The sequence below is a fragment of the Lactiplantibacillus sp. YT640 genome (assembly GCF_049745435.1).
GTDB lineage: Bacteria > Bacillota > Bacilli > Lactobacillales > Lactobacillaceae > Lactiplantibacillus > Lactiplantibacillus plantarum.
This window is the reverse complement of the sequence record NZ_JBMNVY010000007.1, coordinates 67,111-80,563: the sequence shown is the minus strand read 5'-3', so window position 1 is coordinate 80,563 and position 13,453 is coordinate 67,111. Positions and strand designations below refer to the sequence as shown.

General features: G+C 45.2%; 10 protein-coding genes and 1 pseudogene. All 11 read right to left on the bottom strand.

Translation table 11 applies throughout. The annotated features are described in order from the left end of the window. Nucleotides 1-146 precede the first annotated feature (146 nt). The 11 genes and pseudogenes from ACOV1R_RS07000 to ACOV1R_RS06950 all read right to left on the bottom strand — a co-directional run bounded on the left by ACOV1R_RS07000 (nt 147) and on the right by ACOV1R_RS06950 (nt 13,453). On the bottom strand, nt 147-1,736 hold the full coding sequence (locus ACOV1R_RS07000) for a TIGR03766 family XrtG-associated glycosyltransferase (RefSeq protein ID WP_033615705.1): 1,590 nt from the start codon (nt 1,734-1,736) through the stop codon (nt 147-149). A gap of 101 nt (nt 1,737-1,837) precedes the next feature. Continuing rightward, the gene (locus tag ACOV1R_RS06995; protein WP_011101666.1) at nt 1,838-3,190 is read right to left on the bottom strand and encodes a TIGR03111 family XrtG-associated glycosyltransferase; all 1,353 of its coding nucleotides are present in this window, start codon (nt 3,188-3,190) and stop codon (nt 1,838-1,840) included. Then, nucleotides 3,190-3,789 (bottom strand): exosortase family protein XrtG, encoded by a 600-nt coding sequence (xrtG, locus tag ACOV1R_RS06990; protein ID WP_003640816.1) that lies wholly within the window; start codon nt 3,787-3,789, stop codon nt 3,190-3,192. The genes ACOV1R_RS06995 and xrtG overlap by 1 nt, the downstream gene beginning before the upstream one ends. Before the next feature lie 147 nt (nt 3,790-3,936). Further along, nucleotides 3,937-4,986, bottom strand: a pseudogene (locus ACOV1R_RS06985) (Firmicu-CTERM sorting domain-containing protein); the annotation flags it as partial. A 268-nt stretch (nt 4,987-5,254) separates the two neighbouring features. Beyond that, nucleotides 5,255-7,093 carry a translational GTPase TypA gene (gene typA / locus ACOV1R_RS06980; RefSeq protein WP_003644590.1) on the bottom strand — a complete coding sequence of 613 codons (1,839 nt, stop codon included), beginning with the start codon at nt 7,091-7,093 and terminating at the stop codon, nt 5,255-5,257. 189 nt (nt 7,094-7,282) lie between these two features. Further along, nucleotides 7,283-8,056 (bottom strand): inositol monophosphatase family protein, encoded by a 774-nt coding sequence (locus ACOV1R_RS06975; RefSeq protein ID WP_217203132.1) that lies wholly within the window; start codon nt 8,054-8,056, stop codon nt 7,283-7,285. Between the two features lie 10 nt (nt 8,057-8,066). Then, nucleotides 8,067-8,354: a UPF0223 family protein gene (locus ACOV1R_RS06970; protein ID WP_003645919.1), complete on the bottom strand. Its 288-nt coding sequence runs from the start codon at nt 8,352-8,354 to the stop codon at nt 8,067-8,069. After that, nucleotides 8,347-9,279, bottom strand: coding sequence for a lactate dehydrogenase (locus ACOV1R_RS06965; protein WP_011101670.1), 933 nt, complete (start codon nt 9,277-9,279; stop codon nt 8,347-8,349). The genes ACOV1R_RS06970 and ACOV1R_RS06965 overlap by 8 nt, the downstream gene beginning before the upstream one ends. A gap of 402 nt (nt 9,280-9,681) precedes the next feature. Beyond that, nucleotides 9,682-11,094, bottom strand: coding sequence for a dihydrolipoyl dehydrogenase (gene lpdA / locus ACOV1R_RS06960; protein ID WP_003640822.1), 1,413 nt, complete (start codon nt 11,092-11,094; stop codon nt 9,682-9,684). Between the two features lie 7 nt (nt 11,095-11,101). Further along, nucleotides 11,102-12,418 carry a 2-oxo acid dehydrogenase subunit E2 gene (locus tag ACOV1R_RS06955; protein WP_003644592.1) on the bottom strand — a complete coding sequence of 439 codons (1,317 nt, stop codon included), beginning with the start codon at nt 12,416-12,418 and terminating at the stop codon, nt 11,102-11,104. A 57-nt stretch (nt 12,419-12,475) separates the two neighbouring features. Beyond that, a complete protein-coding gene (locus tag ACOV1R_RS06950; RefSeq protein WP_003645921.1) occupies nt 12,476-13,453 on the bottom strand; it encodes an alpha-ketoacid dehydrogenase subunit beta in 978 nt (325 codons plus the stop codon).

The following is a 13,453-nucleotide window of genomic DNA, read 5'->3' as shown; positions in this document are numbered from 1 at the left end:
AAGCGCCCCCGCAAGAGCCAACAATCGACAACGTGAACGATAAAATAGCCGTGGTAAGCCCCATTTAGGACCCACCACAGCTATTTTGGATTGCTAACCGCTCGTTAACGATCAATTTCGTGTCACGCACTGGGACGATTGCACGCTCACTCGGCCTCATCTGCCGCAATCGCGGCTCGCAACTTACGCTGATACCAATCCCTAACACGCTGGATATTCGCAACTGCCCGTTCAAATGAGAATGCGCCCAGTAATAGCAGGCACGGTAAGTACTGAATTAAGTACCGACTCCGACCACCTTCGAACAAGAGGAGGAAGATAAACCCACCAATCATCGCCAACCGGAGCAATTGAATCAATTGCCAGCGCGGGCCAAAACCCAACGCGATAATTACGAGTAGTACTAACCACCACAGTTGCGCCACAAACCGAAAATCTGCAATATGGCGACCGTATAAATAAATAAAGTTTTTTAACCAATTACTAAAGCCCTGGTTGCTTGGTTTTTGATTTTCGCGAAAGAAATTGCCTTCCTTCAACCAGCCAAAGGTCCCGTCAGCAGTATTATTGCGTTGCTTTTTTACCAAGAATTCAAGGTAACCCCACGGTCCCAGTTTCTTGAGCTGACGCTTCAGCATCTTGATTGAGTAAGCCGTTTTTTGTGCCTTGGTGGGCAAAACGGCCATCTGTATCGCCTGCTTTTCACTATACCCGCCGGAGCCGTAAACGCCCATGGCCATAAAATGAATCGCCGGAATCGACCTTGATTTATCGATTTTGATATACGTCTGGTTCTGGATGGCCTGATTCGTATAATGATAAGTGAGGCCGGCACTTTCGAGCATCAAGATTGCCATGGCGACCGTCACAAAAATCATCGTCGTTTGTGAACCCTGCCGCGACCGCAAACGTGCTAAAAAGCTGATGATGGCAATGGCGATTACCGGAATAATGGATGAGGGTTTCATGAAGTACGTTAATGTCACGCTCACGCCAAACCCAACGGCGGCGGCCACACGCAGTAACGGCGGTCGCTTCGTTTGACTCATCACAAAATAGCACAGCATGAAAAACGAAACCAGCGGCAGTCCCCAAGCATCCGTATACGGCATAATAATACTTGGAAAAACCGCTAACCAACCAGCGTGCAGATACATAGCGATTCCTAACGCCGAGCGTCGTACCACAAATACGCTCATTAAATTGAAAGCTGCTGAAAGATCGACAAAAAACAGCGTCACGTAATCAAAAAATTGCCATGAAGTTTGACCAGTCACTTCCGATAGCCAGTGCATAAAAAGCATGATTGGCATGTTGTTTTGATTAAGACTGTAATACGCCGTCACGCCCACCTCCTGGACGTGTTTCGCACTGGTAGCCGCATAGTGGAGCATCCCAGCGTCAAAACCACTGACGGGATGGACAAATGTCACGAATACGAGCTGACCAATAAAAACGAGTGCTAACAAGACACCAGCCGTCCAGAGCTGATTTGTGATTAATAGTCGATATAGCACCCGATGAACGCGCGGATACGCATAGTTCATAATCAACACGGCGACAATCACAATAATCAACCCCGTCGTCAATAAGGTCGTACTCGTCCCAAACGTCTCGTTATCCCCTAAAATAATATTCGGCGACATTACTGCAAATAACAACATTGGTGCAAATAGTAACCACCAAACGCTCGTAATCATCTTCTGACTAAATTGATAAAAATAACATCTCATCATTAATCTACTTCGTTTGAATTCTTGCACCTGAACTAAACAATCAAGATATTCCGCCAACTTCGCGTGATATCTTGTAGTCAGCCAACACGTGCCGCTTCAACTCATTTTCCTTTCCGGCGTCGATAGTGATTGTGAATTGTACGCCTATCATCACGTAAGACGGCCAACAATCGTTGCCATTCTTCGGTGAACCCCCGCATTTTCCAAGTTGCCTGGGTCGTCATCGCATTGATAACACCAATCAATCGAATCCAAGCTGTCAAAAACATATAAAGTGGCAGCGTTAATGTTAGCCACCATAAATGCTTGTAGAAATGGCGTTCTTCAGGATACGGCTTTAATAAAATACCAACACTAATAAAGTTAATAACCCCTACCATGACGTATAAACTATAGATCAAGAGATATGAGAGCCCCACGACCACAGTTGAATAGCCAAAAGCAATCAAAACAATCGTCGCAAAAGTCCAAATCATTCGTGGAAACGTAAACGTGTGATCAATCATAATTCGCCGCACCAAAAATTCTTTGAAAAAGCCCTTGATGCTAGCTGTTTGTGACATATAATGTTGTGCAACTTCCAGTTCACCACGTTGCCAGCGCTGGCGTTGCGTATATAACTCGGAAAAGCCTGAAATTGGCGCTACATAAAAAATAGCATCTGCACAAATAACGACCTTTTTGCCTAAACGTGTCCGAATCTGAAACGTCATGTCCGTGTCCTCACCGATTGTATCGGTGTCATACAAGAAAGTTTCCATTAACACTTCCCGTCGAAATGCCGAGAAAGCTCCTGACATGGTAAACAACTGGTCGCGGAACGACTCGATGGTACGGCCAGAAAGAAAAGCCTGTGCATATTCGTAATACTCATTTTTAGCCAACAGCCGATGCCACCAACCATGAACTTGCTTAACCAAGTTTCTTTGTGGGAGCACTGCCCCGGTCATGGCCGCAATCTGCTCATCGTTCTCGAACCGTAGTACCATATTTTTAATCGCGTTGGGTTCCAATAAACCATCACTATCAATATTAATGACATAACTACCAATACTCTCGTAAATGGCCGCGTTAAGCGCGCGAGCTTTCCCCTTGTCAGTATTGACATACCGTAAAAATAAATTAGGAAACGCATTTTGGGCGCGAGCATACGCCCCAAAACTATCATCGGTACTCTGATTATTCGCCAAAATAATTTGCATGCTTTTTTTATCATACGTTTGATGATCGATGGAACGAATGCAGTCAAATAACGTATCTTCAGAATTATAAACCGGTACAATGATGGTTACCCACGGCCACTTAGCAGGCGCTTTAAGCCGGGGCATGTGGCGATGTAGTCGCATTAACTTAATAGTCGACATAATTGCCGGAATAATTTCCACCACGATCGGCACTAAGGCCCAGGTAATCCAAAACCCCATTCTAGTCAGCGCTAAGTTTATCCAGTACATCACAGGATTCGCTCCCTCCAATCAATAAACTGCTGATAAAGTCCTCGAGCTAACTGTGAATAGGTAAAAACATTGTAATATAAGACAATGACCAGAACATAGAACAGTAACCGCCCAATCACTGAATGAGCCAGAAAGAATGTTTGACCACCGCCAAAGTGAACAATCACAATCACTACGGACAGGCGTAATACATTAATCAAGTAAATATACAACAATCCAAAAACACCATAAAACACCTTTTCACGGCGCTGGTAAGCCGGGTAAAAGGCTACTAGCGAAATAAATGCGCACGTCTCAATGATTCCCGAGCATTCATAATCAATCGACATGATTACCGGATTACCACTATTAATAATGTAGACCAGGCCCATTTTGAACATAATACTGCACCAACCGGTAATATCACTAAACAGCGCTACCCCATGAATCACAGCGTGGGTAAAAAACCACACCCAATACGGACGACTAATTGCCGTCAAGATAAAAAAGAGCCCGGCGCTTCCCACAATGAAGTAGAAGGCAGATAGCCGAGCCCGTTTGAGCACTGACAGTCCGTATAACCATATCACAATCCCTAGTAGGATCTTTACATTCATCGTACATCAGTCCTATTAATTAGCTTACCGACGCGCCTAAGCCGCCGGTGGTTATAAATTGATTGTCAGTAAATTAAATATCATTAGTTCAATAGTTATCGATTCAATTCACATCGTGCAAGTTAATCTATCTTTAATCATGATTAAAACATACCCGTTGCCGACCGTCCCGTACTGATGGCCCTCATTGTACTTACCACCCGTAAATGAGACAGCTTTGACCGCCCCGTCACTTTGCGAGCTAGGCATCTCATTGGACCACACGTAATACTTCTGACCACCAATGTCGAAATTATAATCCCCGTAACCGGGAACCTGTCCATACTTCATCTTGACATAAACGTAGACGTACTTTCCGTCACTAACCATTGCCATATAACCGTTATAACCCTCGGTCAAAGTCACGTTCTTCCAATCATTAAAGTTACCATCGATTTTAATGTTGAGATTATCATTGTCATTGGCTGCATTATTGTCCGTCGTCGAGGACGCCTTGGAAGAGACCGTGCTTTTATCAGTAATTACCCCAGCTGAGCTAGTTGCTGAGGAACTGGCTGCACTACTGGTGCTAGTCGTAGAACTTGAACTAGTTGTAGAATTCGCATTTGTACTTGAACTGGTACTACTACTTGAGCTAGTTGAAGTCGCCGTAATTGTTCCAACAGTGCTAGTCGTAGAGTCACTACCGATATTCGGATTGACCATCGAAATCTGCTTACCACTCGCACTGTCAGTTAATCCTAACTTGGTTAAGTCAATCTGAAATTCGGCATAATTATGCGAACCGTCGTTGGTCACATATCCCGTCCCGACAGTTCCATACTGAGTACCATCGTTCCATTTACCACCAGTTAATGTGAAGGACTTGACCGTTCCCGAGCTAACACTACCTGAAATATTCTTAGACCAAATATAATACGTCTTACCATCAATAGTGAAATTATAGTCGCCATATCCTGGCACAGCACCATTTTTCATCTTGACGTAAACATTGACATACTGGCCAGCACTCGTGAGTGCCGTGTAACCATTATAGCCCTCCGTTAACGTCGCATCTTTCCAGTCGTTCATCTTGCCATCAATGGTGATGTTGGCGCTAGCATGCGCTGCGGTCGTCATTTCAGGATTGATCATTGTTGCCCCCGTTACCCCCAAAACGAGCATGCCTAAGATCATCAACTTATTAATTTTTTTCACGATGATCACACCTCCCAAGTTCAATACCATTTTAACGGGTAACGAAGACCATCAGACTCTTTTTACCCTATAAACTAATACTATACTCTGGATAACAATTTATCAATCATTATTTCCATACTAAATGAACCCAATAACCATTAATGGGGCAACTATTTGAGTTGGTGATTAAACGACTCCTCTTCAAACCGCTTTGGACGATACAGCCTTAGGCATGCCAGTACCAAAAAAGCACGCCCTATTAAGGACGTGCTTCCAAGCAACCAACTTACTTGTTCATTTTACGCTTTTTAGCTTCTTTTTCACGGGAGTTCGTGTTCAAAATGCGTTTCCGCAAGCGAACATGATCTGGCGTAATTTCACAGAATTCATCACTATTCAAGAATTCAAGCGATTCTTCCAATGTCAAATGCGTTGGCGTCTTGATTGTCGCCGTCAAATCCTTGTTAGAAGAACGCACGTTGGTCATGTTCTTACCCTTAGTAATGTTAACTGAAATGTCATTTTCGCGGCTGTTTTGGCCCACGATCATACCTTCATATACTTCGGTACCTGGATCAACAAAAATCGTTCCCCGGTCTTCGATTCCCATTGTGGCGTATGTCGTAGTCTTACCCTGGTTGATTGAAACCAAAGCACCGTTACGACGGCCTGGGTTCCAGTTAGGAATAACTGGGAGGTATTCAGAGAAAGTATGGTTCATGATTCCGTAACCACGCGTCAATGAAAGGAATTCAGTTGAATAACCGATCAAGCCTCGTGAAGGTGCTAAGAAAGTCAACCGGGTTTGGTTATTACCAGTACTTTCCATGTTCTTCATTTCAGCCTTACGCTTTGATAAGGTATCAATAATTGAACCAGTATATTCGTCTGGCGTATCGATTTGAACAGATTCAAATGGTTCGCAACGCTTACCATCAATTTCGCGATAGATAACTTCTGGACGAGATGCTTGTAGTTCATAACCTTCACGCCGTAACGTTTCGATTAAGATTGACAAATGCAATTCCCCACGACCAGAAACGACCCATGAACCAGGTTCGTCAGTATCATCGACTCGAAGTGAAACATCGGTTTCAAGTTCAGCCTTCAACCGCATTTCAAGTTGACGGGCAGTTACGAACTTACCTTCCTTACCCGCAAATGGTGAGGAGTTCGTACCGAAAGTCATTTGTAAAGTTGGTTCGTCAATCCGTAAGATTGGCAAAGCTTCCGGATTAGCTGAATCAGCGACCGTTTCACCAACGTTGATATCTTCCATCCCAGAAACAGCAACTAAGTCACCGGCGTGGGCTTCATTGATTTCCAAACGTTGAAGACCAAAGAACCCAAACAACTTAGTTACGCGGAAATTCTTCTTACTACCATCGAGTTTCATGACAGAAACACTGTCACCAACCTTGATCGTACCACGGAAGACCCGACCGATACCAACCCGACCAACATAATCGTTGTAGTCTAATAAGGCCACTTGGAATTGTAAAGGTTCGTCAGAGTTGTCAATTGGTGATGGGATCGTCTTGATGATCGTATCGAAGATTGGTTGCATCGTATGTTCCTGCTTAGCAGGATCTGATTCATAACTAGAAGTCCCATTTAAAGCTGAAACATAGACCACTGGGAAGTCTAATTGTGATTCGTCAGCACCTAATTCGATGAAGAGGTCTAACACTTCGTCAACGACCTCTTCAGGACGTGCACCGGGGCGGTCGATTTTGTTAATAACAACGATTGGTGTTAGGTGTTGTTCCAAAGCTTTTTTCAAAACAAACCGAGTTTGAGGCATCGTTCCTTCAAACGCATCAACAACGAGTAATACCCCGTCAACCATGCGCATGATTCGTTCAACTTCACCACCGAAGTCAGCATGTCCTGGTGTATCTAGAATGTTAATTTGTTTGTCGCCGTAACGTACGGCCGTGTTTTTCGAAAGGATCGTGATACCGCGTTCCTTTTCAATGGCATTAGTGTCCATCGCCCGATCGTCAATCTGGACATGTTCGTCAAGGGTATCCGATTGTTTAAGCATTTCGTTAACCAACGTCGTTTTACCGTGGTCAACGTGGGCAATAATGGCAATGTTGCGGATATCATCTCTAAATTTCAAAATTGATCTTCCTTTCATCCTTCAAAATTCTGACTATCTTCGACAGCAGAAATCTTACATATATTAATACAATCCGCCGTTACTATCAAGTCATAGCTTCAACTTGAAACCTTCATAACGACGTTTTCAGCGGCTTTCATCCATTGACATAAAAAAACTGTGACATATGGGTCACAGTCCCACTACTTACTAGACGATTGCCAAAATTGAGCGTTGTGCGCGCTTTGTCGCTATCAGTACAGCACCCGATGATAACATATTAACCGGGTTGCCGTCAACTCTAGACACAACCAAGCCAAGGCTTTCCGCGAGAACGCGACCAGCCGCAAAATCCCATGGTCGCAAGTATGACAGGTAGCCGACCAGTTCGCCTGCTAAGACCTGGCTAATTTGAATACCAGCACTACCCATAATCCGTGGTCCCAGTGATTTGGCAATAATCGTCTGCATATTGAAGCGGTCTTGAATTAGTAACGGCGCACTCGCACCAAACAGCCCCGCACTCAGATCAACATCCGCGGGTGCAGCCAGCAATTCACCGTTAAGCGTGACGCCGACTTCAGGACCACCAGCATATAATTTATTCGCCATGACATCAAAGATATATCCCAGTGTTGGTTTACCGTCAACATACAAGCCCACCATCATCGCAAAATGATTACGCTGATGCACAAAATTCATGGTACCGTCGATTGGGTCAACGATCCAGACGTGACCATTCATATCAGTAACTTGGTCGCCGGTTCCTTCCTCAGCTAAAATCTTCGTAACTGGATCCAAGGCTCGAATCTGACGCACCAAAAAATCTTCATTGCTATGATCCACGTTAGTGACCAAATCACGCCGACTCGTCTTCTCCGCAACCGTCAAGTGGGTGCCCATCTTCGCCAACACTTGCGCTCTCGCAGTTTGCATCACGACTTGCATTTTCTGATTTAACTGTTTCACCACATTCGTTTGCACGTTAAGTCACCTAGTCTCGGTATTGAAATCGCTGCTTGTTAGTTTCCTGAGCTGCGCGCATTGTTTGATAAATCCGATAACCTGAAGCAGCCTCATAATCACGAGCCAGTCGTTTTTCTTCCGACTTAGCCGGAACGACCGTCTTAAAATCACGATAGGCTGCCAACAGGTCTGCTGTAGCGATTGTTCCTTCATTAGCGGCCTCGATGGCTTGATAAAAGGTCGTAACCTTAATGATCTCGGCCGTGGTCCACGTCTCATCCAGTGGATATTGGTAATTATCATTGTGTTTAGGCATCTTCATCCAACTCCCCCGCCGTGACCCGGTCAAGTTCCTCTTGAACCTGGCTCGCAATCTCAGCGTATTCTTTCTGCTCTTCATCAGATAGCACCATATCCGCCATTCGTTTGATTCCGTTAGCACTAATCAGTACCGGTGATGATAATCCAACCAGCTGGTCGTCATCGACTGGTGTTTGGATATTTGTGACGGTACCGATAAACGGTGTCTGGGCGTAAAACGCATTGAGCACTTGTACTAATGCTAACACACTCAAGGTCTGATTAGTAACAATCGTGGGGTCGTCGATCTGCTCCGTCGCTGCACTCATTTCGTCCATCCCAAAACTAATATCCTGGTTAGCCAAATAAGTCATCACGGGCGCCGGCCCAATATATGAACGACTCCATGAGATCAGGTGTGTCGCCGCAGTTCCCACTACGAATGCGCGGACATCCGCCGGGCCGACACTTAATTGCTGACGTAGTAGTTGCTCCAATAAACGACTCTGCGGCAAAGTACCCAATCCGACCACTTTAGAATGATCAATGCCACTGAAACGCGCAGCTAAGACACTTAAAACCGCATCATTGCTACCAGCCAAAATAATTTTTCCGTTAAAACCAGCGCCCATCGCATCATTCACAAACGCGCGAAATAGCGGCAAAGTCGCCTTTAAATCACCACTGGCATCACGGTCGCTTGCCAATGGCACTAAATTTCCAATAATCAAGCTATCTGCTTGCGAATAATCCGGCTTAGCTTGCGCCACTAGTGTAAACTGACGACAAGTTAAACTCGCTGTTACCAGTGCTTGGTAGCGCGGCGCTTCTTCAGCACCCGTTGCGACCACTAATTTCACTGGCAAATCTTTGGCAATTGCGACTAATATTAATTGTTGTACGAACTCGAATAATCCCCGAATAATTACTGTATTAATCATTTCAATCCCTCCAACCTTCGATAATAATTGTACCTGAGCTGTCAATGAATTCAAGTAAATGTTAATAAAAAGCTTACTCTTTTGTAACATTTTTGCGTAACCAATTGGTCCACTTCCCCCCGAAGCAAACACATTTTGATATGTTATTAATATAGACCACTACATGCTAAAAAGTTAGCAATTTGAATAACAACATCCGCATCAGGTTCAAAGGCGTCACTTACGGATCAGCTGAGTAATGATTAACAAGACTGACCTTCATTGCGCCTGACAGCGCGTTAAGTTACGTTTTTACGTGACTATCTTGACTGGTACTTCGGTAATCCATACTGGCTGCAACATCCTATGTAAAATAAAAGTTTGAGACTCACGCCTCAAACTTTTATTAAGCCATCATCCGCTTTAGATGTGCGTTGGGTAACCCATCGCTTCATCCGCCGCTTCTTGAACTACTTCACCTAGGGTCGGGTGTGGATGAATCGTCAAAGCAAGGTCTTCGACATTCATCCCACCATTGACCGCAACGCTTAATTCAGAAATCAAATCACTGGCACCTGGTCCGGCAATTTGGGCGCCGACAATGGTGCCTTCGTCCTTCGTACTGACAAGACGGAAGAAGCCGTCCATGGCGTTCAACGAGATTGCACGACCATTACCAGCAAATGGGAACTTCGACGTCTTCACCTGCAAGCCGGCTTCTTCAGCTTCAGCCTTCGTCATGCCAACTGTTGCCAATTCTGGATCAGTAAAGCAAACTGCCGGAATTGAAACGTAGTCGTTCGCCGTCTTCTTGCCACTGATTGCACCAGCAGCAACTTTGGCTTCAGCAAAAGCTTTGTGTGCCAGCGCAGCACCGGCGACAATATCTCCGATTGCGAAAATATCCTCAGCGGCCGTCCGCCCCTGTTCATCAACTTCGATCAAGCCGCGCTTCGTTAACTTGACGTCAGTGTATTCCAAGCCCATGTCGTCAGTATTAGGCCGCCGACCAACCGTGACCATAACATAGTCAGCATGAATCTCAGTTTCTTTCCCGTCGACAGCGTAGGTAACCGTAACGCCACTATCATCTTGTTCGGAGTTTTTAGCCATCGCATTAGTAATGACATCAACCCCCTTCTTCTTAAAGCTGTTCAAGACAAGCTTGACCATATCTTTTTCGAAGTTAGGTAAGATTTGCGGTGTCCCTTCAAGAATCGTCACGTGAGCACCGAGGTTGGCATAGGCACCAGCCAACTCAGAACCAATGTACCCACCACCGATAACCACTAATTCTTTAGGCACTTCGGGCAAATTCAAGCCACCCGTCGAGTCAACGACCCGACCACTGAACTTGAAGCCCGGAATTTCAACTGGCCGTGAACCAGTTGCGATGATCAAATGTTTGAATTTATAAGTCTGACCAGTATGGTCACCATTCATCACCCGTAAGGTATGATTATCATGCATATAGGCTTCCCCACGGACCACTTCCACCTTATGCTTCTTGAGCAGCATTTCAACGCCACCAGTCAACCGATCAACAACTTGATGGTCTTTCCAGTCCTGGGTCACTTTAAAATCCAACACCGGATCCTGAATATTTTTAATACCAAAGATCTTACTGTCCTTGGCTTCTTGTAGCCGATGACCAGCACTGATCAAAGCTTTTGATGGAATACAACCAACGTTAAGGCAGACACCACCGATATATTCCTTTTCCACCACGGTGACTTTTTGGCCGAGTTCCGCGGCCCGAATCGCAGCGACGTAACCCCCAGGGCCCGCGCCGATGATCATTGTATCGCGTTCTTCAGCAAAATCTCCTACAACCATTCTGACCTCATCCTTCCATCAAAAGTAATTCTGGATCATGTAACAATTGCTTCAATAAGTTCATTGCCCGTTGTGCTGTTGCACCATCAATCAGACGGTGATCAAAACTCAAGGACAACTTCTGCATCTTACCAACAACGATTTCACCATCGTCATTGACGTAAGGTTCCTTACCGATACGCCCAACACCTAAAATGGCAACTTCCGGTTGGTTGATAACTGGGGTAAACCAGCCGCCACCAATTGAGCCAATATTACTAATAGTAATAGACCCACCACTCATTTCACTGGCCTTTAACTTGCCATCGTAAGCTTTTTGCGTATTGTCAGTAATTTCTTTGGCAATTGCAAACAAGCCCTTACCTTCAGCGTGCTTAATATTTGGCACTAACAATCCACGGTCAGTATCGGTAGCTACCCCAATATTGAAGTAGTGTTTGTAAACAATTTCCTTGTTTGCATCATCGATCGACGCGTTCAATTCTGGGAATTGTTGTAAAACCGCAACCAAAGCTTTCACGAAGTATGGTAAGAAGGTAAGATGGATGTCGCGATCCAAAGCAACTTGCTTGTACTTCTTCCGGTGTGCCATCAACGCACTCACTTCAACTTCATCAAATAAAGTAACATGTGGCGCGGTGTGTTTACTGTTCACCATAGCCTTAGAGATTGCCTTCCGAATTGGCGTCATCTTTTCACGCGTCTCTAATTCAGGTGTGTCAGAAACATATGGTTTAACTGGTGTTGGTGCTGGTGCTTCACTTGCAGCCGGAGCCGTTGTCGCTGGCGTAGCTGCCGGTTTAGCACCCGTTGCCGCTGGCGCACCCGTGTAATTGTCAATATCTTGCTTTGTGATCTGACCATGGGCACCAGTTGGCGTAACTAACGTGATGTCAATGTCCTTATCACGTGCGTACTGGCGCACTGATGGCATTGCCAAGACCCGTTTATTAGGATTGCCCGCAGCCGGGGTTCCAGTCGGTTGTGCTGATGTTGCAGCGGGAGTTTCAGCTGCTTCACTTGCCGGGGCTTCCGTCTTAGTAGCCGCTGGTGTTTCAGCCTTAGCCGCTGGCGCAGCGTCGCCAGAACCATCGTCAATCGTGACGATCACATCACCAATTTTAGCCGTTTCACCTTCTGGAACTAAAATATCAATAACTTTACCACTTACTGGCGATGGTAATTCTTCCACCGATTTATCATTTTGAATTTCAACTAGAGAATCGTCTTCTTTGACTTCATCACCAGGTTTTACGAGCCATGATGCAATTTCGCCTTCTTCAAGACCTTCACCAAGCTCTGGTAATTTAAACTCGTAAGCCATTGGATAACTTCCTTTCATGACAGTCTCAGGTGACTGTTTTTCGATGCCGCGTCTTGATTAATAGTTCAAGATTTCGCGGGTTTTTGCCTCAATTTCATCTTCAGCTGGTAACCAATCGTCTTCTGCTAATCCGAATGGGTAGACCGTATCTGGTGCGTACACCCGGCCAACTGGGGCACTGAGATAAAGCGCACCTTTTTCAGCAATCAGTGAAGCAACGTTCGCAGCAATCCCAGCCTGTCGTTGTGCTTCTTGAATCGCAACGGCCCGACCAGTCTTTTGAACAGACTTGAGAATTGTTTCTTCATCTAAAGGTGACAAGGTCCGTAAGTCAACAACTTCAACGGAGATTTCTTCTTTTTCGAGCTTTTCCGCAACCTTCAGTGACTGGTTAACTTGTGCACTGTAAGCAATCAAGGAAATATCAGTACCTTCACGAACCACGTTTGCTTTATCTAACGGAACGGTATAAGCTTCATCCGGAATATCCGCCTTCATTGACCGGTATAACTTCAAGTTTTCAAGGAAGAAAACTGGATCGTTATTCCGAATAGAAGAAATTAATAGCCCCTTGGCATCGTAAGGATTAGATGGCGTCACGACCCGCAAACCAGGAATTTGAGCTAAATAGCCTTCTAATGAGTCCGCGTGCATTTCTGGTGTATGCGTTCCACCACCATATGGTGATCGAATGGTAATCGGCATATGCCGAGTGCCACCTGTCCGGAAACGTTCCCGTGACATTTGACCAGCAATTGAATCCAAAGTTTCAAAAATGAATCCAAGGAATTGAATTTCAGGGATTGGCCGGAAACCTTCCAATGCCAGCCCAATTGATAAACCGCCAATACCGGATTCTGCTAAAGGAGTGTCAAAAACACGATCTTCACCAAATTCGGCTTGCAGGCCATCAGTTGCCCGGAAGACCCCACCGTTTTTACCAACATCTTCACCAAAAACTAAGGTCTTTTCGTCTGACCCGAGTTCTAATCGAAGTGCATCGGTGATCGCTTGAATATACGTTTTCTTTGACAT